25 protein-coding genes are annotated in these 21,172 nt (G+C 64.5%); 5 read left to right on the forward strand and 20 right to left on the reverse strand.

Annotation, left to right across the window (positions count from 1 at the left end; genetic code table 11):
* Positions 1–5: 5 nt before the first annotated feature.
* The 4 genes from O1Y97_RS04620 to O1Y97_RS04635 are packed head-to-tail and all read right to left on the reverse strand — an operon-like array spanning position 6 to position 4,190.
* On the reverse strand, positions 6–1,004 hold the full coding sequence (locus O1Y97_RS04620) for an ABC transporter permease (protein ID WP_108606234.1): 999 nt from the start codon (positions 1,002–1,004) through the stop codon (positions 6–8).
* A complete protein-coding gene (locus tag O1Y97_RS04625; RefSeq protein ID WP_318763268.1) occupies positions 1,001–2,545 on the reverse strand; it encodes a sugar ABC transporter ATP-binding protein in 1,545 nt (514 codons plus the stop codon). The genes O1Y97_RS04620 and O1Y97_RS04625 overlap by 4 nt, the downstream gene beginning before the upstream one ends.
* Positions 2,542–3,426 (reverse strand): amidohydrolase family protein, encoded by an 885-nt coding sequence (locus tag O1Y97_RS04630; protein ID WP_318763269.1) that lies wholly within the window; start codon positions 3,424–3,426, stop codon positions 2,542–2,544. The genes O1Y97_RS04625 and O1Y97_RS04630 overlap by 4 nt, the downstream gene beginning before the upstream one ends.
* 14 nt (positions 3,427–3,440) lie before the next feature.
* The gene (locus tag O1Y97_RS04635) at positions 3,441–4,190 is read right to left on the reverse strand and encodes an SDR family oxidoreductase (RefSeq protein ID WP_318763270.1); all 750 of its coding nucleotides are present in this window, start codon (positions 4,188–4,190) and stop codon (positions 3,441–3,443) included.
* A gap of 120 nt (positions 4,191–4,310) precedes the next feature.
* On the opposite strand from O1Y97_RS04635, the gene O1Y97_RS04640 reads away from it, so the two are divergent.
* The gene (locus O1Y97_RS04640; RefSeq protein ID WP_318763271.1) at positions 4,311–5,093 is read left to right on the forward strand and encodes an IclR family transcriptional regulator; all 783 of its coding nucleotides are present in this window, start codon (positions 4,311–4,313) and stop codon (positions 5,091–5,093) included.
* Positions 5,094–5,371: 278 nt separating this feature from the next.
* On the opposite strand, the gene O1Y97_RS04645 is transcribed toward O1Y97_RS04640, so the two are convergent.
* The 7 genes from O1Y97_RS04645 to O1Y97_RS04675 form a co-directional block, all read right to left on the reverse strand.
* Positions 5,372–5,812 (reverse strand): RbsD/FucU family protein, encoded by a 441-nt coding sequence (locus tag O1Y97_RS04645; RefSeq protein WP_318763272.1) that lies wholly within the window; start codon positions 5,810–5,812, stop codon positions 5,372–5,374.
* Between the two features lie 104 nt (positions 5,813–5,916).
* Entirely contained in the window at positions 5,917–6,666 is a 750-nt protein-coding gene (locus O1Y97_RS04650; protein WP_318763273.1) for an ABC transporter ATP-binding protein, read from the reverse strand.
* Positions 6,663–7,496, reverse strand: coding sequence for an ABC transporter ATP-binding protein (locus O1Y97_RS04655; protein ID WP_318763274.1), 834 nt, complete (start codon positions 7,494–7,496; stop codon positions 6,663–6,665). Before O1Y97_RS04655 ends, O1Y97_RS04650 begins: the two co-directional genes overlap by 4 nt.
* Positions 7,493–8,410, reverse strand: a complete 918-nt coding sequence (gene nikC, locus O1Y97_RS04660; RefSeq protein WP_318763275.1) for a nickel transporter permease — start codon at positions 8,408–8,410, stop codon at positions 7,493–7,495. Before nikC ends, O1Y97_RS04655 begins: the two co-directional genes overlap by 4 nt.
* Positions 8,407–9,465 (reverse strand): ABC transporter permease, encoded by a 1,059-nt coding sequence (locus tag O1Y97_RS04665; protein WP_404801267.1) that lies wholly within the window; start codon positions 9,463–9,465, stop codon positions 8,407–8,409. Before O1Y97_RS04665 ends, nikC begins: the two co-directional genes overlap by 4 nt.
* 27 nt (positions 9,466–9,492) lie before the next feature.
* Positions 9,493–11,130 carry an ABC transporter substrate-binding protein gene (locus O1Y97_RS04670; protein WP_183263498.1) on the reverse strand — a complete coding sequence of 546 codons (1,638 nt, stop codon included), beginning with the start codon at positions 11,128–11,130 and terminating at the stop codon, positions 9,493–9,495.
* Between the two features lie 37 nt (positions 11,131–11,167).
* Positions 11,168–12,226 carry a dipeptidase gene (locus tag O1Y97_RS04675; RefSeq protein ID WP_318764146.1) on the reverse strand — a complete coding sequence of 353 codons (1,059 nt, stop codon included), beginning with the start codon at positions 12,224–12,226 and terminating at the stop codon, positions 11,168–11,170.
* 346 nt (positions 12,227–12,572) lie between these two features.
* Between O1Y97_RS04675 and O1Y97_RS04680 the strand changes: the two genes are divergently transcribed.
* Entirely contained in the window at positions 12,573–13,838 is a 1,266-nt protein-coding gene (locus tag O1Y97_RS04680; RefSeq protein WP_183263399.1) for a Glu/Leu/Phe/Val family dehydrogenase, read from the forward strand.
* Positions 13,839–14,041: 203 nt separating this feature from the next.
* Positions 14,042–14,683: a LysE family translocator gene (locus tag O1Y97_RS04685; protein ID WP_108606244.1), complete on the forward strand. Its 642-nt coding sequence runs from the start codon at positions 14,042–14,044 to the stop codon at positions 14,681–14,683.
* Here O1Y97_RS04685 and O1Y97_RS04690 read toward each other — a convergent pair.
* The 3 genes from O1Y97_RS04690 to rlmN are packed head-to-tail and all read right to left on the reverse strand — an operon-like array spanning position 14,664 to position 16,788.
* Positions 14,664–15,125, reverse strand: coding sequence for a hypothetical protein (locus tag O1Y97_RS04690; RefSeq protein WP_318763277.1), 462 nt, complete (start codon positions 15,123–15,125; stop codon positions 14,664–14,666). The genes O1Y97_RS04685 and O1Y97_RS04690 overlap by 20 nt on opposite strands.
* Positions 15,122–15,556, reverse strand: coding sequence for a hypothetical protein (locus O1Y97_RS04695; RefSeq protein ID WP_318763278.1), 435 nt, complete (start codon positions 15,554–15,556; stop codon positions 15,122–15,124). The genes O1Y97_RS04690 and O1Y97_RS04695 overlap by 4 nt, the downstream gene beginning before the upstream one ends.
* Complete coding sequence (rlmN, locus tag O1Y97_RS04700) at positions 15,556–16,788, reverse strand: 23S rRNA (adenine(2503)-C(2))-methyltransferase RlmN (protein WP_318763279.1); 1,233 nt, start codon at positions 16,786–16,788, stop codon at positions 15,556–15,558. Before rlmN ends, O1Y97_RS04695 begins: the two co-directional genes overlap by 1 nt.
* Positions 16,789–16,932: 144 nt before the next feature.
* Between rlmN and O1Y97_RS04705 the strand changes: the two genes are divergently transcribed.
* Positions 16,933–17,265, forward strand: a complete 333-nt coding sequence (locus O1Y97_RS04705; RefSeq protein ID WP_318763280.1) for a DUF1294 domain-containing protein — start codon at positions 16,933–16,935, stop codon at positions 17,263–17,265.
* A 10-nt stretch (positions 17,266–17,275) separates the two neighbouring features.
* On the opposite strand, the gene O1Y97_RS04710 is transcribed toward O1Y97_RS04705, so the two are convergent.
* From O1Y97_RS04710 to O1Y97_RS04725, 4 genes are all read right to left on the reverse strand, one after another.
* Positions 17,276–17,773: a GNAT family N-acetyltransferase gene (locus tag O1Y97_RS04710; protein ID WP_318763281.1), complete on the reverse strand. Its 498-nt coding sequence runs from the start codon at positions 17,771–17,773 to the stop codon at positions 17,276–17,278.
* Positions 17,774–17,840: 67 nt separating this feature from the next.
* A complete protein-coding gene (locus tag O1Y97_RS04715; RefSeq protein WP_108606249.1) occupies positions 17,841–18,344 on the reverse strand; it encodes an invasion associated locus B family protein in 504 nt (167 codons plus the stop codon).
* Positions 18,345–18,583: 239 nt separating this feature from the next.
* Positions 18,584–18,946, reverse strand: a complete 363-nt coding sequence (locus tag O1Y97_RS04720; RefSeq protein WP_183263404.1) for a YkvA family protein — start codon at positions 18,944–18,946, stop codon at positions 18,584–18,586.
* Between the two features lie 75 nt (positions 18,947–19,021).
* Entirely contained in the window at positions 19,022–19,318 is a 297-nt protein-coding gene (locus O1Y97_RS04725) for a 4a-hydroxytetrahydrobiopterin dehydratase (protein WP_108606251.1), read from the reverse strand.
* A gap of 52 nt (positions 19,319–19,370) precedes the next feature.
* Between O1Y97_RS04725 and O1Y97_RS04730 the strand changes: the two genes are divergently transcribed.
* The gene (locus O1Y97_RS04730; RefSeq protein WP_108606252.1) at positions 19,371–19,889 is read left to right on the forward strand and encodes a low molecular weight protein-tyrosine-phosphatase; all 519 of its coding nucleotides are present in this window, start codon (positions 19,371–19,373) and stop codon (positions 19,887–19,889) included.
* Here O1Y97_RS04730 and thpR read toward each other — a convergent pair.
* Both thpR and O1Y97_RS04740 read right to left on the reverse strand, forming a co-directional pair.
* Complete coding sequence (thpR, locus tag O1Y97_RS04735; RefSeq protein WP_108606253.1) at positions 19,793–20,389, reverse strand: RNA 2',3'-cyclic phosphodiesterase; 597 nt, start codon at positions 20,387–20,389, stop codon at positions 19,793–19,795. The genes O1Y97_RS04730 and thpR overlap by 97 nt on opposite strands.
* 139 nt (positions 20,390–20,528) lie before the next feature.
* A complete protein-coding gene (locus tag O1Y97_RS04740; protein WP_108606254.1) occupies positions 20,529–21,149 on the reverse strand; it encodes an arylesterase in 621 nt (206 codons plus the stop codon).
* Positions 21,150–21,172: the final 23 nt, after the last annotated feature.

A 21,172-nucleotide genomic window follows, 5' to 3' on the forward strand; every position in this document is an offset into this window, starting at 1 on the left:
TTTCCTCAAAGCCCGCGGCGCCGCAGAATGTCGGTGTAGACGGCGAGAATGATGATGAGGCCCGTGACGACGGTCTGCCATTCCTGGGCGACCGAAAGGATGCGCAGGCCGTTGGCAAGCACGGAGATGATGAGCGCGCCGATGAGCGTGCCGATGATGGTTCCACGGCCACCGGAGAGCGAGGTGCCGCCGATGACGACCGCGGCGATGGCGTCGAGTTCGTAGCCCTGGCCGAGCGCCGGCTGCGCCGAGTTGAGGCGCGAGGCGATCAGCAGTCCGGCGATGCCGCAGATGGCGCCGGCGAGCGCATAGACGGCGATCTTCCAGCGGTCGGTGTTGACGCCGGAAAGCCGGACCGCCTCCTCGTTGGAGCCGAGTGCAAAGGTAAACCGCCCGAGGATGGTGCGCTCGAGGATGAAGCTCGTCGCAATCGCAACGAGAAATAGGATCAGCACGCCGTTGGGGATAGGCAGGCCGGGAATGACGGTGCCGATGAGCGAGCCCTGCGAGATCTGGGTGAAGCCGGGCGTGCTGTTGAAGTAGATCGGCCGGGTGCCCGAGATGACCAGCGACAGGCCCTTGAGGATCAGCATCATGCCGAGCGTGGCGATGAAGGGCGGGATCTTGAGCTTGGCGACAAACGTTCCGGAGGCGATGCCGCTTGCCGCGCCGGCCAGGATGGCGGCGAGCACGCCGAGGCCGAGCGGCATGCCCCATGAGGTCAGCACCACGCCTGCGACGACCGCGCAAAAGGTCATCAGCGTGCCGACCGACAGGTCAATGCCGCCGGTGATGATGACAAGCGTCGCCGCAATCGCCAGCACGCCGTTGACCGACGTTGCCTGCAGGATGGCGATGATGTTGGAGGTCTGCATGAAATTGGGCGAGGCGAGGCTGAAGACCACGATCAGCGCAATCAGGCTGGCAAAGGCCAGAAGCCTGTGCTGAGCGCCCGAGAAACGCGAGGCGGTCGAGACGTTCGCCGTGGATGCGGTCGCACTCATTTGGCCTCTCCCTTTGCCGGCTTATCTTGTTTGTTGTGGTTGGCGGCCTCGCCGCGAAGCGTGGCGAGATGCATGATCTCTTCCTGGCTTGCGCCGCCTGAAAGAATGCCGGTCAGCCGGCCCTCGCACATCACGGCGATGCGGTGGCTGAGCCGCAGTATCTCGGGCAGTTCGGACGAGATGACGATGATGGCGCGGCCCTGCTGGGCCAGTGCGTTCAACAGCTTGTAGATTTCGTTCTTGGCGCCGACATCGATGCCGCGCGTCGGCTCGTCGAAGATCAGCACCTCGCAGTCGCGCAAAAGCCACTTGGCGATGACGATCTTCTGCTGGTTGCCACCCGAGAGCAGGCGCACCTCCTGCCGGTCGGACGGGGTCTTGATGGCGAGCTGGTCGATGTAGCGGCTTGCTGCCTCGTGCATGGCCGACTCGCGCAACAGGCCGCCCGGGCCGGCGAAGCGGGACAGGCTCGCCAGCACGACGTTGTTGCGCACGTCCATGCCGGTGGCGAGGCCGAAATGTTTGCGGTCCTCGGAGAGGTAGCCAATGCCGGCGCGCACGGCGTCCTGCGGCATGCGGATGTCGACCTTCTTGCCGTGCACGAAGATGTCGCCGCTGTCGCGGCGGTCGGCTCCGAATATGGCGCGGGCGACCTCGGTGCGCCCGGCCCCCATCAGGCCGGCAAAGCCGAGGATCTCGCCCTTGCGGACGGAGAACGAAACGTCGCGGATGACCGCGCCGCGATTGAGATTCCTGACCTCGAGTACGACCTCCGCGTTCGAATGGTCGGGCACTTCAGGGCGATCCTCGGTGAGCGCGCGCCCGACCATCATCGAGATGATCTTTTCCACCGGCGTGTCGGCGGCAGGGACGGTGCCGATATATTCGCCGTCACGCATGACGGTGACGCGGTCGGCGATGCGCTTGAGTTCGTCCATCTTGTGCGAGATGTAGACGATGCCGACACCCTCGGCCTTGAGCCTGGCGATGATGGCGAAGAGCTCGTTGATCTCGGCGTCGTTCAGCGCCGCCGTAGGCTCGTCCATGATCAACACGCGCGAGCGGTAGGACAGCGCCTTGGCGATCTCGACCATCTGCTGGCGGGCGATGGTCAGTCCGCCGACCAACGTGCGCGGGTCGAGCTTGAGATGCATGCTGGCGAAGATTTCCGCCGCATCGGCATTGAGCTTCGCCTCGTCGAGCAGAAGGCCCGCGGCCTTGCGCGGCTCGCGGCCGATGAACATGTTCTGCGCCGCCGTCAGATGCGGCATCAGGTTGAGTTCCTGATGGATGATGCCGATGCCGAGGTCCTGGGCCTGGCGCGGCGAGTTGACCTCGACCGGCTTGCCGTCGAGCAAGATTTCCCCGCCGTCGCGGCGGTAGATGCCGGCGAGGATCTTCATCATCGTCGACTTGCCGGCGCCGTTCTCGCCCATCAGGGCGTGGACCTCGCCCGCGCGCAGTTCGAGCTGGGCATTGTGCAGCGCGCGCACGCCGGGGAAGGATTTCTCGATGTCCTTCATCGCAACGAGGGCGTTCATGCGCGACCTCCTTCGATACCGTAGAAGCGTGCCGCGGTGCCGCCGAGGATCGCTGCGCGTTGCGACTGGCCGAGGCCCTGGAGCAGGCGTTCTGTGACCTCGTCCCAGAAGGCGAAGGGGGCGGCGAGTGTCAGCACCGGCCAATCCGAGCCCCAGATCAGGCGATCCGGCCCGAACCAGGTGAGCAGGCTGTCGACGGTGGGGCGGAGGGCTTCGGCGGCAGCCTTCGGCGTCGTCCTCAACTCCGCCGGCAGTTCGGTCAGCAGGCCGGACAGCTTGCAGCACAGATGCGGGTGGCCCGACAGTTCGGCCATGCCGAACTTCCACATGGCATGGCGCGGGTCGTCGGTCGGTGCGGCGAAGGCGGGTTTCGCGGCGTGGTCGATGACGACAGGCAGGTCGGGATGCGTCTCGACGAAATGCCTGAGCGACTGCAGGTGCTGCGGCAGGACCAGCGCGTCGAAACGCAGGCCGAGGCGCTTCAGCGCGGCGACGGCTTTTCCGCTGGGACGGGTGGCGATCCAGTCGATGTCCTCCAGGTCCTGCAGCATCGGCCGCACGCCCTTGAACAAAGGATTTTTTGCGAAGTTTTCCAGGGAAGCGACGCTTTCGGCTGACGACAGGTCGACCCAGCCGACGATTCCGGCGACGGCCTTGTCGTTGCGGCCCTGGTCGAGCAGGAACAACGTTTCAGCTTCGGTGGGGGCTGCCTGGACGAGGATGCGCCTGGCGATTCCGGCCGCCTCGGCCAGCGGGCGCATCTCGGCCGGACCGAAGTCGCGGTAGATCGGGGCGAGGTGGGCGGCGCTAGGCGTCAGCCAGCCGTAATCGCCGCGCTGGAGCGTCCAGTAGTGGCAGTGGCCGTCGATCCTTTCGATCATGGCCGCCGCTCCGCCTAGATGGTGACGCCGCCGTCGACCAGGACGGCCTGGCCGGTGACGAAGCGGGATTCGTCGGACAATAGGTAGACGACCAGCGGCGCGATGTCGTCGACGGTGGCGAGCCGGCCGATGGGCTGGCGGGCGATGAAATCCTTCTCGGCCTGCACGGGATCGGCGGCGGCAGCGATGCGGCCGCGCAGCGACGGCGTGTCGACCGTGCCCGGGCAGAGCGCGTTGCAGCGGACGCCGCGGCGGACATAGTCGGCGGCCATGCCCTTGGTGAAGCCGATCACCGCCGCCTTGGTGGCGCCGTAGAGCAGCCGGTTGGGGAAGCCTTTGATCGACGAGGCCATGGAGGCCATGTTGAGGATCGACACGGCGCCGGTCTTTTCCGCCTGCTCCAGCATGCCGGGCAGGAAGGCGCGGGTCGTGCGGTACATGCTCTTGACGTTGAGGTCGAAGCTGAAATCCCAGTCCTCGTCGCTGCAGTCCATGATCGTGCCGTTGTGGACGAAGCCCGCGCAGTTGAAGAGGCCGTCGAGTGCTGGCTGCTGCCTGGCAAAGGCGGCGACTGCCGCGCCGTCGCGCACGTCGAGACGATGGGTCTCTATGTTCGTGCTCTCGGCCGAAAGGGCTTTCAGCGCATCGTCATTGATGTCGGTGGCGACGACGTGGGCGCCCTCTTTGGCGCAGGCCAGCGCGCTGGCGCGGCCGATGCCCTGGGCAGCGGCGGAAATGAAAATGCGTTTCCCGCTTAGTCGCATAACCGTCGCTCCTCCCAGCAAACTGCTTGCGCTTCTGTCTATATACGAACATACTATTCATAAATGAACCGGCCTTGCAATGGGGAAATGTGAGGCGGTGGCGAGGGAGGAATTCGCGCAATGCCAAAACGGCCCGTCAACGCCGCGAACGACCAGGACAAGGACGAGCGCTACCGGGCGCCGGCGCTCGACAAGGGGCTCGACATATTGGAGCTCCTGTCAGAGCAGCCGGGCGGCTTGACCCGTGCCGAGATCGTCAAGGCGATGGGGCGGGGGCCGAGCGAGGTCTACCGCATGCTCGAACGGCTTGTGGCGCGCGACTATGTCAGCCGCTCGCCCGAGGGCGACCGCTACGCCCTGACGATGAAGCTGTTCATCCTCGCCCATCGCCACCCGCCGGTGCGCCGCCTGGTGGCGCGCGCCTTGCCGCTGATGGACGCCTTCGCCAGCGAGGCCGGGCAGTCCTGCCACCTCGTCGTTCCCGAAGGCGGCGCGGCACTCGTTGTCGCGCATGCCAGCTGTCCCGGCAATTGGGAGTTCGGCATCCGCATCGGCGCCCATATCGAGCTCTTGACCACCAGTTCCGGCCATATCCTGCTCGCCTTCCTCGACGAGCAGGCGCAGTCGGAGCTGGCGATGCGTTGGGAAGGCACGAAGCAGGCCGAGGCGCGGGACAGGCTGGAGCCGGTGCTGAAGGCCTATCGCGAGGCAGGGCACCGCGTCGGGCCGAGCCAGCAAATGCGCGCCATCGAGGATATCTCGGTGCCGATCCTGTCGCCCGACGGCTACGCGATCGCCGTGCTGACCTGCCCCTACATCCAAAGGCTCGACGACAAGCAGGCCGACATCGACCAGACGCTGTTGTTGCTCAAGGATGTCGCGGCGAAGCTGTCGCTGTCGTAGGCGGGCTGAATACTCTTTGCTCTAACTCTTTCTATTGGGCAGCTCAGCGCTGCCCCTCACCCTTGCCCTCTCCCCGCAAGCGGGGAGAGGGGGCGTCGACGTTTCCGCTGACCTCTTCTGTGTTGTGGAAGTGGGCGTAGTCGTCGCAGCCGGCTTCCTTCGCCCCGTTCACGGGGAAAAGGTCCGGTAGGGGATGAGGGGCGGCTGTTCCCTTTCAAGAGAGGTGCCGACCCTTCGACAAACTCGCAGTTGGATGAGGGCAGGTTGGTCGGAGCGCCTCACTCCTCCGGCGGCACCACGCCCTTGCGCACGGCGAAGTCGGCGTAGAAGCGGCGTTCCTGGGTCTGGATGACGGCATAGGCCTTCCTGGCACGCTCGTAGAAGGCGAAGCGCTCGATGCCGACCATCTTCGTGCCGGTGCCCTCGATCAGCTTGCCGACCTCACGCTGGACGTCCGGGATCTCGTCCGGCTTGCCGACGACCTCCATGCGGCCGAAGGCATCGTCGACGAAGGTGTCGACGGGCATCACCGACAGCACCGCCTTCATCACGCTGACGATGTCGCCATCGATGCGCAGCGGCCGGCCGAACACCGTTTGCCTCGCCATCGCATCGGCCGGGAAGTTGGCGTCGGCGATGATCAGGTCGTCGCCATGGCCCATGGCGCGGAGCACGTAGAGCACGTCGGGGCCGAGCAGCGGGTCGATGCCAAGGAGCATTTTTGTCACCTGAGATGCGGGTTGCGGATTGGCTGTATCCAGAATTGCAGGCAAGTGCTTCGACGTGCAAGCCGCCAGGGCATTTTCGCGATTGTGGAACTGCCCTAGCCGCCGCGCACGAATCCTTCCGACGCCACCAGAAGGTTGCGCGTGTAGTCCTGGGCCACGTTGCGTGTGGCGAGGTCGTCGGCCTGCAGCCGCTCGACCTCCTCGCCGCTCTGCATGACCATCAGCCGCTCGCACATGTGGGTGATGACGCCGAGGTCGTGGCTGACCATGACGAAGGTCAGCTTGCGGTCGCGGCGCACCTGTTCGAGCAGGTTGAGCACCTCGGCCTGGACCGAAGCGTCGAGCGCCGAAGTCGGCTCGTCGAGCAAAAGGATCGACGGCTCGAGGATCAGTGCCCGGGCAATCGCCACGCGCTGGCGCTGGCCGCCCGACAACTGGTGCGAATAACGGAAGCGGAAGCCGGAACCGAGGCCGACCTCGTCGAGCGCGCGCTGGATGCGTTTTTCGGTGTCGGCGAAGCCGTGGATGTCGAGCGGTTCGAGCAGCAGGCGGTCGACGGTCTGGCGCGGATGCAGCGAACCGTAAGGGTCCTGGAACACCATCTGGACCTGGCGGTAGAACGCCTTGTCGCGGGTCTTGCCCAGGCGCTGGCCGGAAACGTCGATGGTGCCGGAGGTCACGGGCGCCAGACCGGCGACCGCGCGCAGCAGCGTTGACTTGCCGGAACCGGATTCGCCGACAAGGCCGAAGGATTCGCCCTGCGCGACGCTAAGGCTGACATCCTTCAACGCGATGAAGTCGTCATAGACGACGCGCAGTTTGTCTATCTTGAGGGCAGGGGTCACAGCAGCCACTCCGGCTGGCGGTCGAGCACGGGCAGCGGGTGCCGGCTCTCGCCGATCTTGGGCATGCAGTTGAGTAGGCCTTGCGTGTAGGGGTGCTTGGCCTGCGACAGTTCCGAAGCCTTCAACTCCTCGACGATCTTGCCGGCATACATGACGATGACCCGGTCGCAGAAGGTCGAGACCAGGCGCAAATCGTGGGAGATGAAGACCAGCCCCATGCCGCGGTCGATGACCAGCCGGTCCAGGATGCGCAAGATGTCGAGCTGGACGGTCACGTCGAGCGCCGAGGTCGGCTCGTCGGCGATCAAGAGTTCGGGGCCGGCGATCAGCATCATGGCGATCATGGCGCGCTGCCCCATGCCGCCCGAGACCTCGTGCGGGTAAAGGTCGTAGACGCGCTTGGGGTCGCGGATCTGAACGGCAGCAAGCATGTCGAGCGCGCGCTGGCGCGCCTCCGACTTGCCGACCTTCTCATGCGTGCGCAGCGTCTCGACGATCTGGCGGCCGATGGTCATGACCGGATCGAGCGAATATTTGGGATCCTGCAGGATCATGGCGATGCGGCTGCCGCGCAAGGCCCGCCGTTCGGCCGGCGACGCCTTCAAAAGCTCGATGCCGCTGAATTCGAGCCGCCTGGCCTTGATCTCGGCCTGCTGCGGCGTCAGCCCCATGATGGCTCGGCCGGTCTGCGACTTGCCGGAACCGCTTTCGCCGACGATGCCGAGCCGCTCCTGGCCGAGCGCGAAGGAGACGCCGCGCACCGCTTCGACCACGCCGGTGCGGGTGGGGAAGGAGACGCGCAGGTCTTCGACATGCAGCAGCGTGCTCATTGGCCACCGCTGCGGGTATCGAGCGCGTCGCGCAGGCCGTCGCCGAGCAGGTTGAAGCCGAGGCTGACGATGAGGATCGCCGCACCGGGTGCTGCGGCCACCCACCACTGGTCGAGGATGAAGCGGCGGCCGGAGGCGATCATGGCACCCCATTCGGGCAGCGGCGGCTGGGCGCCGAGGCCGAGGAAGCCGAGGCCGGCGGCGGTGAGGATGATGCCGGCCATGTCGAGCGTCACGCGCACGATCAGCGAGGAGATGCACAGCGGCATGATGTGTCGCAGCACGATGCGCATCGGCGACGCGCCCATCAGCTTGACCGCCGAGATGTAGTCGGAGTTGCGCACCGTCAGCGTTTCGGCGCGGGCGATGCGGGCATAGGGCGGCCACGATGTCAGGGCGATGGCGATGATGGCGTTTTCGATGCCGGGCCCGAGGGCGGCGACGAAGGCCAGTGCCAGCACCAGCTTGGGGAAGGCGAGGAAGATGTCGGTGATGCGCATCAGCACCGCATCGATCCAGCCGCCGGCATAGCCTGCGGCGGTGCCGACCAGAAGGCCGATGGGGGCGGCGATGATCGCCACCAGCACGATGACCTGCAAGGTCAGGCGCGAGCCGTAGATCAGGCGCGAGAGGATGTCGCGGCCCTGGTCGTCGGTGCCGAGCCAATAGGTGGAGCTGGGCGGCAGCAGGCGGGCGTTCCTGAGGTCGCCGATATAGGGCGAATGGGGCGCGAGCAGGGGTGCTGCTGCTGCTACGAACAGCAGCAGCAGGATGATGCCGAGGCCGATGACGGCGAGCTTGTTGGCGGTGAAGCGGCGCCAGGTCAGGTAGGTGCGGCCGAGCCGTGCCTGCATGCGTGATTGCGGCCGGTCGGTCAGCAGCCATTCGCGGCGGGTCATTGCTGTGTCGCTCATCTGATCCGCGTCCTTGGGTCGAGCAGGCGATAGAGCAGGTCGGAGAACAGGTTGAGCGCGATGAACACCGACCCGATGATGATCGTGCCGCCCAGCACCGCGTTCATGTCGGCGTTCTGCAGCGAGTTGGTGATGTAGAGGCCGAGCCCTGGCCAGGCGAAGACCGTCTCGGTCAGCACCGAGCCTTCGAGCAGGCCGGCATAAGACAGCGCGATCACGGTGACCAGCGGCACGGCGGCGTTGCGCAGCGCATGGCCCCAGATGATGCGGGTTTCCGACAGGCCCTTGGCGCGTGCGGCGACGATGTATTCCTGGCTGAGCTCGTTGAGCATGAAGGAACGGGTCATGCGGCTGATGTATGCGAGCGAGAAATAGCCGAGCAGCGATGCCGGCAGGATGATGTGGGCGAAGATGTCCTTGAAGGCAGCCCAGTCGCGGTTGAGGATCGCGTCGAGCAGGTAGAAGCCGGTGATCGGGGTGAAGGTGTATTCGAACACCACGTCGATGCGGCCGGGACCGGCGGTCCAGCCGAGGCGGGCATAGAAAACCAAGAGCGCCAGCAGCCCGAGCCAGAAGATCGGTACCGAATAGCCGATCAGGCCGATGATGCGCACGATCTGGTCGGCGAGGCTGCCGCGCTTGACGGCGGCAAGCACGCCAAGCGGGATGCCGAAGGCCGCCCCGATGATGGTGCCGACGGTGGCGAGTTCCATCGTCGCCGGAAAGACGCGGCGGATGTCGGCCATGACGGCATTGGTGGTCAGCACCGAGGTGCCGAAATCGCCCTGCAGCACGCCTTTCACATAGAGATAGAACTGCTGGTAGTAGGGCAGGTTGAAGCCCATTTGCTCGCGCGTGCGCTCGACGACATGGGCCGGCGCCCGGTCGCCGACGATGGCCAGCACAGGGTCGATGGGCACGACGCGGCCGATGAAGAAGGTGACGGCCAGCAGGCCGAGATAGGTCGTGGCCACGATCACCACGAAACTGGCGACCGCCTTGAGCATGGCGGAGGCGCGCCGGTTGGCGCGCCTCGCTTGCGTCTGGTTTTCCATGCTGCTCAAAGGTCTGATCCTATTGGATCATTCCTTGGTCACGGGGGCGACGAAGTTCGAATCGAAGTTCGGCCCGAGCTTGTAGTTCTTGACGTTGCCGCGCAGGCCGGCAACCTCGGTCTGCTGGAAGATCAGCACGAACGGGCTGGTGTCCAGTGCCGCCTGCTGCAGTTCCTTGTACATGGCGGCGCGCTTGTCGTTGTCACGCTCCAGCAAGGCAGCCTTGGTCTTTTCGGTCAGCTCCGGCACGTCCCAGGCGTTGCGCCAGGCCAGCGTCTTCACCGTGCCGTCGTCGGCGTTGTTCGGGTTGGAGGTGAAGGTCTCGGCGTTGGAGTTCGGATCCCAGTAGTCCATGCCCCACTGGCCGATATACATGTCGTGGTTGCGGGCGCGGTACTTGGTCAGCGTCTGCTTGCCGTCGCCGGGGATGATCTCGACCTTGACGCCGGCCTGGCCGACGGTCTGCTGGAACGATTCGGCGATGCCGGTGACAGGCTGGGTGTTGCGCACGTCCATGGTGACCGAGAAGCCGTCCTTCAGGCCTGCCTTCTCCAGAAGTTCCTTGGCCTTGGCGGGGTCGAAGGTGAACGGGTTCGAGTCGAGCGCGCCGAGCACGCCCTTGGCCTGGTAGGTCTGGCGGATTTCGCCGATGCCCTTGATCAGCGTGGCGCCGATGGCGTCGTAGTCGACCAGGTACTTGAGCGCCTGGCGCACTTCCGGCTTGGCCAGGTTCTCGTTCTTCTGGTTGAGGCTGATGTAATAGACCGTGCCCTTGGGCGCGCTGGTGGTGGTCAGCTCGGCGTTCTTCGAAACCGCTTCGAGGTCGCCCGGCTCAAGGTTGCGGGCGACATCGATGTCGCCGGCTTCGAGCATCAGGCGCTGGGTGGCGCTTTCCTTGACGTGGCGATAGATGACGCGGGCAAGCGCCGGCTTGTCGCCGTAGTAGTTGTCGTTGCGCTCGAGCACGAGAATCTCGTTAGCACGCCAGTCGCGGATCTTGAACGGTCCCGAGCCGGCATAGCCGGTCTTGAGCCAGCCATTGCCGAAGTCGTTGTCGAACTTGTAGTCGTCGGTCGGCGTGACCGGGGCGACATGCTCGAGCACCAGCTTGCTGTCCATCACCGCGCCGACGGTGGCGGTGAGGCAGTTGAGCACGAAGGACGGCGCATAGGACTTGTCGACGGTGAAGACGAAGGTGCTGTCGTCGGCGGCCTTGGCCTTCTCGGCGACGTTGTCCTTGGTCAGGCCGAACTGGGTGAGGATGAATGCCGGGCTCTTGTCGAGCTTGACGACGCGCTCGAACGACCAGGCGACGTCGGCGGCGGTGATCGGGTTGCCGGAGGCGAACTTCAGGCCGGGCTTGAGCTTGAAGGTATAGGTCAGGCCGTCGTCGGAAACGGTCCAGCTTTCGGCGACGCCGGGGCGCACCTTGGTGGTGTCGTTGATGTCGAGGCGCACCAGCATGTCATAGGCGTTGCCGAGGAATTCGGCCGGGCTGAGCTCGAAGGATTCGGCCGGGTCGAGCGTGATGGTGTCGTCGATGGCCCAGGCCTGGACCAGCGTGTCGGCCGGCGTCACCGCAAGCGCGGGTGCCGCAAAGACCATCGCCGAAAGGGCTGCGCCTGCAAGCAGCAGACGGAATTGTCCGTTCATTTTACCAAGCATCATTTTTCAGTTCCCCAAGTTGACGAATTATTTGTTGTTAGGCTGCCGCTTCGTGCCAGGCCGAGCGCAAGACCCTCAGCCAGTTGTCGCGGCAGATTTTCGCCAGATCGGCGTCACCATATCCAGCGTTCCGGAGGGCCGCAACGAGCTTCTGAAGCCCGGCGGCGTCGCCGATCTCGGCCGGGATCGTGGCGCCGTCGAAGTCGGATCCCAGCGCCACGCCGTCGATGCCGACATGCTCGACCATGTAGTCGATGTGCCGGACCATGTCCGACAGCGGGGTGTCGGCGCTCTTGGCGCCGTCCTCGCGCAGCATGGTGACGGCGAAGTTGAGCCCGACGAGGCCGTTGCTTTCCCTGACGGCGGCAAGCTGCTTGTCGGTCAGGTTGCGGCTGATCGGCGTGAGGGCGTGGGCGTTGGAATGGCTGACGATCAGCGGCTTGTCGCTGAGCTTCGCCACATCCCAGAAGCCCTTTTCGGTGATGTGGGCGAGATCGATGGCGATGCCGATGCGGTTGCACTCGCGGACCAGTCTTTTGCCGGCTTCAGTCAGGCCGGGGCCGGTGTCGGGGCTCGACGGGAAGGCGAAGGGCACGCCGTGGCCGAAGATGGTGTTGCGGCTCCACACCGGGCCGAGCGAACGCAGGCCGGCGGCGTAGAAGACCTCGAGCGCGGCGAGATCGGCGTCGATCGGCTCGCAGCCTTCCATGTGCAGCACTGCGGCAAACTTGCCTTCGGCCTCGGCGGCATCGATGTCGGCGCCGTTGCGGCAAATCTTCCAGCCGCCGGCACGCTCGATCCGGAAGGCGATCGACGCCATGTCGAGGGCGATGTCGAGCGACGGTGCGCGTTCAAGCGGGGCCGAGAGCGGAATGGCGTAGTGGCCGTTGCCGTCGCGGGCGTCGTCGCCAATGTCGCCGGAGGTGATGTAGATGGCGCAGAGGCCGCCGGCGAGGCCACCTTTCCTGGCGCGCGGCATGTCGATATGGCCCTGCCTGGTGCCTTCGATGAATTCGGCCACCGGGTCAGCACCCTTGGCGGCGTTGGTCCACAACCGGAACAGCACATCGTTGTGACCGTCGAAAACTGCCTGCATCATGCACTCCTGTCAGGGAGGCAGTTGAAGGACGCACGGCAGGCCGAGTCAATCTGCCGACGGCAAGCGCTTTTGCGCCCATCCCGCAGTTCCGCTTCGTAAGGTGCCGCCAGGACCAAAAGGAAGTTCGCGCTGGACCATTCGTCGCAGGCTTATGTGTTTCGGCGCTAAAACGAGGCAATTTGCCGCCATTGCAGGCACAGACGAAGTTCAGGCCTGACCTTGCGGCAGGTCTGCGACCTTGTTCGGCATTGAAATCTGGCAAAAATTTGGGCAGTCGGGCTGCCAGCGGCTATCCGCCGCTCTCCGAACTGCAAATCCGTTTATCACGACAGGAAATTTACATATGTCAGAAGGCAGTCTTCTCGATCATGCTCTCGTGCGCCTCGACGAGGCGGCAAAACACCTGACCGTCGACGCCGATGTGATCGAGAAACTGAAATTTGCCCGCGAGACCACCAAAGCCCGCCTGATGATCCGCATGGACGACGGCTCGCGCAAATCCTTCCTGGCATGGCGCTGCCGCTACGACGACACGCGCGGCCCGACCAAGGGCGGCATCCGTTTCCATCCTGAATCGACGGCCGACGAAGTCGAGATGTTGGCCTTCTGGATGACGTTCAAATGCGCCGTGATGAACCTGCCCTATGGCGGCGGCAAGGGTGCCGTGCAGGTCGATCCGCGCAAGCTTTCGAAGGCGGAACTGGAGCGCCTCTCTCGCGCCTACATTCAGGCCTTCGCCAGCATCATCGGGCCTGACCGCGACATTCCCGCGCCCGACGTCTACACCAACTCGATGATCATGGGCTGGATGGCCGATGAGTATTCGCAGATCGTCGGCCAGGCGTCGCCCGCCGTCATCACCGGCAAGCCGCTGGCGCTGGGCGGTTCGCTCGGCCGCGGCGACGCCACCGCGCGTGGCGGCTACTATCTGGTTCGCCATCTCGCAGACGAACTCGGTCTGAAGGGCAACCTGCGCATCGCCGTCCAGGGTTTCGGCAACGCCGGCCAGCACATTGCGCGCCTGCTTGCCGCCGATGGCCACACGATCGTTGCCGTTTCCGACTCGGAAGGCGCCGTCCAGGCCGCCAACGGGCTCGACCTCGGCCGCCTGCTGGCCGCCAAGGACAATGGCCGTTCGGTCACCTCGACGGCCGGAGAGGGCGGGCACGAGCTGCTCGACGGTAATGCGCTGGTCGGTGTCGATTGCGATATCCTGGTGCCGTCGGCGCTGGAGAACATGATCCGCATCGACAACGCAGACATCGTCAAGGCCCGCATCGTGCTCGAACTCGCCAACGGCCCGGTCACGTCGGAAGCCGACGAGGTGCTGGAGAAGAAGGGCATCGTCGTGCTGCCCGACATCCTGGCCAATGCCGGCGGCGTCACCGTCTCCTACTTCGAGTGGGTGCAGAACCGGCAGGGCTACTATTGGCCGATCGAGGAGATCCACGACCGCCTGCGCATCATCATGGAGCGCGAGGGCCGCGCCATCTGGGATGTCGCCAAGGCCAAGGATGTCTCGGTGCGCACCGCGGCCTATGTCCATGCGCTCGCACGCCTCGCCGAGGCGATCGAAGCGCACGGCACGCAGAACTACTTCGCAAGCTGAGCCAAACAGCTGCGCCGCCGGATCGAAACGGTCCGGCGGCGCTGCAGTGACTTGGGGCGCGCCCTGCGTCCATCCGGACGCATGGGCGCTCTGGCCTGTCATTTTCCTGTTGAAGCGCCGGGTTGGCGGGCGTAGGTCTGTGGGCGAAATCCCGACGGCCCCCCCTTCATCACGCCTCAAAGGCAAAACCCGGCAGCGCGACCATGTCCTTCATTCCCGATTGGGCGACCATCATCCAGTTTGCGATCGCCACCTTCATCATCGCGATCACGCCCGGCCCCGACATGACGCTGTTCGTCGGGCGGGCACTGTCCGAGGGCCGCAAGGCGGGTTTCGCCTGCATGGCCGGGGCGATGACGGGCATCGTCATCCACACCACGCTGGTGGCGCTCGGGCTGTCGGCGCTGATCGTCGCCTCGCCGCAGGCCTTCATGGTGCTCAAGATCGTCGGCGCCGGCTACCTGGTCTGGCTCGCCTTCCAGGCGGTGACCAAGGGCTCGGCGTTTTCTCCCGACACCGCCAAGCGCGAGCCGCGCTCGGTGTTCCAGAACTGGGCGACGGGCCTCGGCATCAACCTGCTCAACCCGAAGATCATCCTGTTCTTCATGACCTTCCTGCCGCAATTCGTGTCGGCCCACGACACCAATGCGCCGGGCAAGCTGTTCTTCCTCGGCGCGATGTTCATCGTGCTGTCGCTGCCGGTGACGGCGCCGATGGTGATCGCCGCCGACAAGTTCGCCGGCCTGCTCAAGAAGAGCCCGCGCGTCACCCGCATCGTCGATTATCTGTTTGCAGGTGTATTCTCGGCCTTCGCGCTGAAGATTCTTACGGCGCAGGCGAAGTAGGGTGTAGCGCACCGGCGAAACGGCCGGTGACGAACCAGTAGGCGATGCCGCCGATCAGGCCGCTGCCGATGATCGAAACCGGCAGCAGGGGGGCGCGATAGGCGAAGCCCGGGTCGCCGCCCTGGTAGGCAAAGCCGAGGAAGACCAGCGCGACGAAGCCGCCCGACAGCGCGTAGAACAGCCAGTCGCGCTTGCCGAGCAATTCGGCGAGCAGCATGACGACAAGCGCCGGCACGAAGGCGAAATAAGCGACGAACAGCGCGGTGAATGGGATGGTGAAGACCATCGACCCGGTCGCCACCTCAGGCGGCATGTCTGATGCCATGAGGCCGGCAGCACCAAGGAAGACCACGTTCAGGAAAGCGCCGGCGGCGAGCGACGCCGCGAGATAGCCCAGCACCATGTGGGCGAACTTGCCGAGATAGAGCAACACTCGACTCATGAACTCCGCTCCTGCGGTCCCTTTTCCAATCGGTACGCCACAAGCCAGAACGTCAATCCACCCAGAAAGCCGCCCGGCATGCAGTGCAAGGCGAAATTGATCGTTTCTGCCGTGTTCCCGAACAGCCTCCCGGAGAAGCTGAACAGCCAGATTGCCAGCATGACATTCACCAGGCCTGCAAGGGAAAAATACAACCAGTTCGGTTGCCACATCGCCGTACTAAACAAGAGTGCCAGAAGAAATCCGGGCAAGGCCGTAACAAATGTTACCATCAGGGCTGGGAGAAAAGTGAGCCGCCAGTCACTGGCGTGACGAACTGATACCACCGACCATGGCGAATCGAGCACCAACAGCGACACCCAAACTGCAATGAAAACAGCACAACAATAACCAAGGCCGACCACGATCACTCGAACGGCCCAGTCAATCATCAGTCGCCGTGTCCAGCGATCATCATCGCCTCGAGCGCCAGGCGCTCGCTCTTCTTCATGCGCTCGGATTCTGACTTGAGCTGGCCGCAGGCGGCGAGGATGTCGCGACCGCGCGGGGTGCGGATCGGCGAGGCGTAGCCGGCATTGTTGATGTAGTCGGCGAACTTCTCGATCGTCTCCCAGTCTGAGCACTGGTAGTTGGTGCCGGGCCAGGGGTTGAACGGGATCAAATTGATCTTGGCCGGCACGCCGCGCAGCAGCTTGACCAGTGCCTTGGCGTCTTCGAGGGAGTCGTTGACGTCCTTGAGCATCACATATTCGAAGGTGATGCGCCGCGCATTGGACAGGCCGGGATAGGCGCGGCAGGCCTCGATCAGATCCTTGAGCGGGTACTTCTTGTTGATCGGTACCAAAAGGTCGCGCAGATCGTCGTTGGTGGCATGCAGCGAGATCGCCAGCATGACGCCGATCTCCTCGCCGGTGCGGAATATCTCCGGCACGACGCCCGAGGTCGACAGCGTGATGCGACGCTTGGACAGTGCCAGGCCGTCGCCGTCGGAGGCGATCAGCAACGCCTTCTTCACCGCCTCGAAATTGTAGAGCGGCTCGCCCATGCCCATCATCACGATGTTGGAGATTTTCCGCCCCTCGGCCGGCACAATGGCTCCAGCGGGAGTGTTGCGGTCGGGGAAGTCGCCCAGCCGGTCGCGCGCCGTCATCAGCTGCGTCAGGATCTCTTCCGCCGTCAGGTTGCGCACCAGCTTCTGCGTGCCGGTGTGGCAGAAGGAGCATGTCAGCGTGCAGCCGACCTGGGACGAGATGCAGAGCGTGCCGCGGCCTTCCTCGGGAATGTAGACGGTTTCGATCTCGACCGGGCGGCCCGCGCCGCGCGGCGGGAAACGGAACAGCCACTTGCGCGTGCCGTCCGAGGAAATCTGCTCCTCGACGATCTCGGGGCGCGCAATCGTGAAGTGCTTGGCGAGTTCGGCGCGCAGGTCCTTGGAGATGTTGAACATGTCGGCGAAGTCGGAGACGCCGCGGACATAGAGCCAGTGCCAGAGCTGCTGGACGCGCATCTTGGCCTGGCGCTCGGGAACGATGCCCGAGGTTACAAGCGCTTCGGCGAGCTCTTCGCGGGTGAGGCCGATCAGCTCGCCCTTGACGGGCGCAGCCGCACGGGCGCGCAACGCATCGCGGGTAGCATCGGAGGTTAGGTCGAGCGAAAGGGTCATTCGGGCTCAGCTAGGTTGATATAGCGGCAAATGTAGGATTTTGGCGCGACATATCACAGGTCTGTCTCTGCGTCACGTTTTGGCGGCCATGCATTTGTGCCGCAGCTTTGCAGTCTGTTAGGCAATGGCTGGGATGCTGGCGCGATGAGCAACATCCTACACATCGTCCTGGTGGTGCTCGCCGTCAACTTTGCGGCGTTCGCTGCCTTCTGGCGCGACAAGCGCCTGGCCCGGTCCGGAGCGCGTCGTATCCCTGAGAAAACCCTGCTCTGGCTTGCTTTCGCCGGCGGCAGCCTTGGTGCGCTGTCGGCCCAGCACCTGTTCCGGCACAAGACGCGCAAGGAGCCGTTCCGCAGTAGGCTTTATGCGATCGTGGCGCTTCATGCGGTCGCCGTCGCCGTGCTGGCGCTCTGGCTGATCGCGCCGCAATGGGCATCCGGCCTGTTCAATGCGCTGAAAGGCTCTGTCGTTTCGTGAACCGTCGGCCTCAGCTTCCGGCGGCTGGATGGAGCGCCAGCTGGTAGCGTTGTTCCGCCCGCCCGCTGCGCGCATGCGGCACCGGGTCGCCCAGCTTGCGCCAGCCAAGGCGCTCGTAAAGCCTGACGGCGCGACCATTGTCGGCATAGACCGCGAGTTCGGCCGTATCGAAGCCGCGTTCGCGAAGCATTGCCGCAATGCCGGTCAACAGCTCGCCTGCCGCGCCCCGGCCCCAATGGTCGGGATCGACGCCGAAATAATGCAGCTCGGCGGTCGCGTTTGCACCCGGAACGGGCGCAATGGCGCCAAAGGCGACGGCAGTGCCGTCTTCGTTCACGGCGATCGCAAGCAGGGCATGCGGCGAGCTTTCGAGCACCCTCGAGATGACCGGTCGGGCTTCGGCGAGCGAGGCGACATCGTCGTCGCCGTCGCGCGCAGCGGTGGCCCGCGCCCAGATGGCCGCAGCTTCATCGATATGCGTTGAAGTTCCGTCGACGATGCTGAACATGGCTGGGCCTCAAACAAAAAGACCGGGCGATCGGATCGCCCGGTCTTTGTAGCTGCACCCGAAGAGCTTATTTGCAGGTGGCGATAGAGCTCAGCGCTGCCGAAATGCCCTTGAGTGAGAAGACGTAGTTGGTCGGGTTGCCGCGGCCGGACTTGGCCGTGACCTTCATGTCCGAGCCGCCGCGCATGGCGGCGATCAGCGCCGGTTCCTCGGCCGCATTCTCGACCCAGGCCGACTTGCCCTTGGTGAACATCGAGAACGACTTGTCGCCGATGGTGACCGCGACCTTGGAGTTTTCCTGGAAATTGTAGCCGGCAATGAACTGCGGCTCGAAGGAAACCTTCTGGCCCGGGCGCTGGCTGACGAAGAAGAACATGTCGCCGTGGTCGAGCGTCGGCGGCTGCTTGTCGGTCGGCACCGTCAGCACGTAGCAGACCTTGCCGTTCTGCGCCTGGTAACTGTAGGTGCCCCAGGCATTGTGCTGGCCGATCTTGGTCGCCGACTGGGCGAGCGCCGGCATTGCCGACGCTGCAAGCACCAGACCCGAAATTATAGCTATCAAACCGCGCATCGTTTTTCCTGTAGTTCAAATGGAGCGGGGCAGGCCGACTGCGCGCCCGCCCGTTGGCTTCATTTTGATTTAATCTGGGTTACCAAAGGGTGAATGGCCTTGCAGAAAGGACATTTGCCGCCTGGAACCCCGCCGTTCGGCCTGTCATGCACAGGCATCGTGTCCCTGTCGCGGTTGAACCCCGAGAAAACGGCAAGAGTTTGACTTTTGATGTCAGGCTGAAACAAGGCCGCCGCGCGTCAGGGCTCGCGCGACAGGCTTTCCTTCGCGGCAAGCCGGTGGGCCGGCGTCATGTGGGCGCGCACGGCGGTGATGGCCGCCGTCAGCACGGCGATGTCGTCGGTGAAGCCGAGGCCGAGGATGACGTCGGGAATGGTGTCCACCGGCAGGATGAAATAGCCCAGGGCGGCGAGAAGTATGCCCTTGGCCCGCAGCGGCGTGTCCTTGTCCATGGCGCAATAATAGGCCGCGACCACCTCCTCCATGAAGGGGACGTGGCGGGCGGCGCCTTTGGCTTTGCGCCAGAATTTTTCGCGCACTTCGCTCTCGCTCGCCGGCGCATCGTCGCCGCGGAAGCCGTCAAAGCCGGGGATTTTCACCATCCAGACAGTCTCCTTTGCCCGAATTCCTTTGCCGGAAATGTGGGAAGGAGCGTGCCTCGCTGCAAGATGTGGCCCTCAAGAGCCGAAATAGGCGTTCATGCGCTTGGCCAGCTTGACGTCGAGTTCGGTCAGCCCGCCGGCGTCATGCGTGTTCAGCTTGACGTCGACGGTCTTGTAGACGTTCGACCAGTCGGGATGGTGGTCCAGCTTCTCCGCCGCCAGGGCAACACGGGTCATGAAGGCGAAGGCCTCGCTGAAATTCCTGAACACGAAGCTGCGCGACATCGACAGCCCGTCGGCGGCTAGCGTCCAGCCGTCGAGCTCGGCAAGGGCCTGCGTCACTGCGGCAGGTTCAAGTTTCTCTCTGGCCATTTCATGCTCCCGTGCTATCGAGTTCTTTCCTCACCAGCATAGCGCGGGATCGATGGTCGAAAAGCAGGTAAAATCCATTCTCTTCGTCTGTCTCGGCAATATCTGCCGTTCGCCGCTGGCCGAAGGCGTGTTTCGCGCCGTGCTTGCCGAACGCGGACTGGACGGCGAATTCACCATCGACTCCGCTGGCACCGGCGGCTGGCATGCCGGCTCGGCGCCCGACCCGCGGTCGATCGCGGTGGCGGCGCAACACGGCATCGACATCGCCGCCCAGCAGGCCCGCAAGGTCGTGCCGGCCGATTTCGAGCGCTTCGACCTGATCCTCGCCATGGATCGCTCCAACGCCGACGACCTCAGGGCGCTTGCACCGCAGCAGGCCCAGGACCGCGTCGAGCTTTTCCTCGGCCATGTCACCGATCGGCCACAGGACGTGCCCGATCCCTATTATGGCGGGGAAGACGGGTTCCTGGTTGTCTACCGCATGATCCGCGAGGCTTCGGAAGCGCTTGCCGACCGGATCAGCGAACCGGCGTCCGAGCCATTGAGCGGCCACGCTTCCTCGACGATGTAGGGGCCGCCGCCGACCGAGTCGCGCGACGACATCAGCACGAAGCGGCCGACGCGGAAGGGCACAGTGGCGAAGTTGCCGCGTGCCGAAAGATAGTGCGCGACGTCGAGCGGGCTGGTGTTGCGGAGCCGTGCCAGCGTCACATGCGGGGTGAATTTGCGCGGGTCGGACGGGACGCCGAGGCGCTTGCAGATGCGTTCGATCTCAGCTTGCAGTGCGTTGAGTTCCGGCGAGGGCGTGACGCCGGCCCAGACCGCATGCGGCTTCTTCTGCCCGAAGGCGCCGACACCTGAAAGCGTCAGCGGAAAGCCTGGCCGGTCGACACGGTCGATGGCCTCGACGATCTCGTCGGCAACATGGCCTTCGACATCGCCGATGAAGCGCAAGGTGAGGTGGTAGTTTTCGACGTCGATCCAGCGGGCGCCCGACAGGCCGCCCCTGAGCAGGGAGAGCGACAACGCGGCATCACGCGGAATTTCGAGGGCGGTGAAAAGTCGCGGCATGGCCAGGCTCCCTTCCTCGAATCGCAATCCGTAACCTCAGCGAATCATCGATCGCAGCGCCGGGCAAGAGGTTTGTTTGCACGTTGCTGTTTAGGCAACGCTGCCGCCGGCGATGTGTTGCAACGTTGCATGACGAGGCTCATTTGCCGGCAATGGCCTTTTCCACCGTTGGCAGGGCGTTCTCGACCATACGGTCGATGCCCAGGGCATTCGGGTGCATGCCGTCCTCCAGCAACAGCTTGGCATCGCCGGCGACGCCATCGAGGAAGAACGGATAGAGCGTGGCGTCGTATTTTTCCGCCAGTTTCGGATAGATCGTCCCGAACTGTTCGCCGTAGGCGTGGCCGAGATTGGGCGCGGCGACCATGCCTGCCAGAAGCACCTCGATTTTGCGTTCCTTGAGCCGGGCAAGCATCTTGTCGAGGTTCTGCTCGACAAGCGCCGGGTCGATGCCGCGCAGCATGTCGTTGGCACCGAGCTCGAGGATCACCAGTTGCGTGCCGTCGGGTATCGACCAGTCGAGCCGCGACAGGCCGCCGCTCGTCGTATCGCCCGACACGCCTGCATTGGCGATCACCACATCGTGACCGCGGGCGCGTAGCGCGGCCTCGAGTTTTTCTGGAAAACCCTCGCCAGGGCCAAGGCCGTAGCCGGCCATCAGGCTGTCGCCGAAACCGACGATGCGGAAAGGCTCAGCCCAGGAGGGGGCTGCGGCCGCAAGCATCAGAAGGGCTGCGGCAACTAGTTGTTTGAAAGCCATAAAGTCAGACCCGATATGACGAA

The sequence above is a fragment of the Aminobacter niigataensis genome, assembly GCF_946995915.1.
Lineage (GTDB): Bacteria > Pseudomonadota > Alphaproteobacteria > Rhizobiales > Rhizobiaceae > Aminobacter > Aminobacter niigataensis.

Bases quoted from the DNA above. Each gene is read 5' to 3' on its own strand.
- O1Y97_RS04620 (WP_108606234.1), bottom strand. From the start codon at position 1,004: ATGAGTGCGACCGCATCCACGGCGAACGTCTCGACCGCCTCGCGTTTC.
- O1Y97_RS04625 (WP_318763268.1), bottom strand. From the start codon at position 2,545: ATGAACGCCCTCGTTGCGATGAAGGACATCGAGAAATCCTTCCCCGGC.
- O1Y97_RS04630 (WP_318763269.1), bottom strand. From the start codon at position 3,426: ATGATCGAAAGGATCGACGGCCACTGCCACTACTGGACGCTCCAGCGC.
- O1Y97_RS04635 (WP_318763270.1), bottom strand. From the start codon at position 4,190: ATGCGACTAAGCGGGAAACGCATTTTCATTTCCGCCGCTGCCCAGGGC.
- O1Y97_RS04640 (WP_318763271.1), top strand. From the start codon at position 4,311: ATGCCAAAACGGCCCGTCAACGCCGCGAACGACCAGGACAAGGACGAG.
- O1Y97_RS04645 (WP_318763272.1), bottom strand. From the start codon at position 5,812: ATGCTCCTTGGCATCGACCCGCTGCTCGGCCCCGACGTGCTCTACGTG.
- O1Y97_RS04655 (WP_318763274.1), bottom strand. From the start codon at position 7,496: ATGAGCACGCTGCTGCATGTCGAAGACCTGCGCGTCTCCTTCCCCACC.
- nikC (WP_318763275.1), bottom strand. From the start codon at position 8,410: ATGAGCGACACAGCAATGACCCGCCGCGAATGGCTGCTGACCGACCGG.
- O1Y97_RS04665 (WP_404801267.1), bottom strand. From the start codon at position 9,465: ATGGAAAACCAGACGCAAGCGAGGCGCGCCAACCGGCGCGCCTCCGCC.
- O1Y97_RS04670 (WP_183263498.1), bottom strand. From the start codon at position 11,130: ATGCTTGGTAAAATGAACGGACAATTCCGTCTGCTGCTTGCAGGCGCA.
- O1Y97_RS04675 (WP_318764146.1), bottom strand. From the start codon at position 12,226: ATGCAGGCAGTTTTCGACGGTCACAACGATGTGCTGTTCCGGTTGTGG.
- O1Y97_RS04680 (WP_183263399.1), top strand. From the start codon at position 12,573: ATGTCAGAAGGCAGTCTTCTCGATCATGCTCTCGTGCGCCTCGACGAG.
- O1Y97_RS04685 (WP_108606244.1), top strand. From the start codon at position 14,042: ATGTCCTTCATTCCCGATTGGGCGACCATCATCCAGTTTGCGATCGCC.
- O1Y97_RS04690 (WP_318763277.1), bottom strand. From the start codon at position 15,125: ATGAGTCGAGTGTTGCTCTATCTCGGCAAGTTCGCCCACATGGTGCTG.
- O1Y97_RS04695 (WP_318763278.1), bottom strand. From the start codon at position 15,556: ATGATTGACTGGGCCGTTCGAGTGATCGTGGTCGGCCTTGGTTATTGT.
- rlmN (WP_318763279.1), bottom strand. From the start codon at position 16,788: ATGACCCTTTCGCTCGACCTAACCTCCGATGCTACCCGCGATGCGTTG.
- O1Y97_RS04705 (WP_318763280.1), top strand. From the start codon at position 16,933: ATGAGCAACATCCTACACATCGTCCTGGTGGTGCTCGCCGTCAACTTT.
- O1Y97_RS04710 (WP_318763281.1), bottom strand. From the start codon at position 17,773: ATGTTCAGCATCGTCGACGGAACTTCAACGCATATCGATGAAGCTGCG.
- O1Y97_RS04715 (WP_108606249.1), bottom strand. From the start codon at position 18,344: ATGCGCGGTTTGATAGCTATAATTTCGGGTCTGGTGCTTGCAGCGTCG.
- O1Y97_RS04720 (WP_183263404.1), bottom strand. From the start codon at position 18,946: ATGGTGAAAATCCCCGGCTTTGACGGCTTCCGCGGCGACGATGCGCCG.
- O1Y97_RS04725 (WP_108606251.1), bottom strand. From the start codon at position 19,318: ATGGCCAGAGAGAAACTTGAACCTGCCGCAGTGACGCAGGCCCTTGCC.
- O1Y97_RS04730 (WP_108606252.1), top strand. From the start codon at position 19,371: ATGGTCGAAAAGCAGGTAAAATCCATTCTCTTCGTCTGTCTCGGCAAT.
- thpR (WP_108606253.1), bottom strand. From the start codon at position 20,389: ATGCCGCGACTTTTCACCGCCCTCGAAATTCCGCGTGATGCCGCGTTG.
- O1Y97_RS04740 (WP_108606254.1), bottom strand. From the start codon at position 21,149: ATGGCTTTCAAACAACTAGTTGCCGCAGCCCTTCTGATGCTTGCGGCC.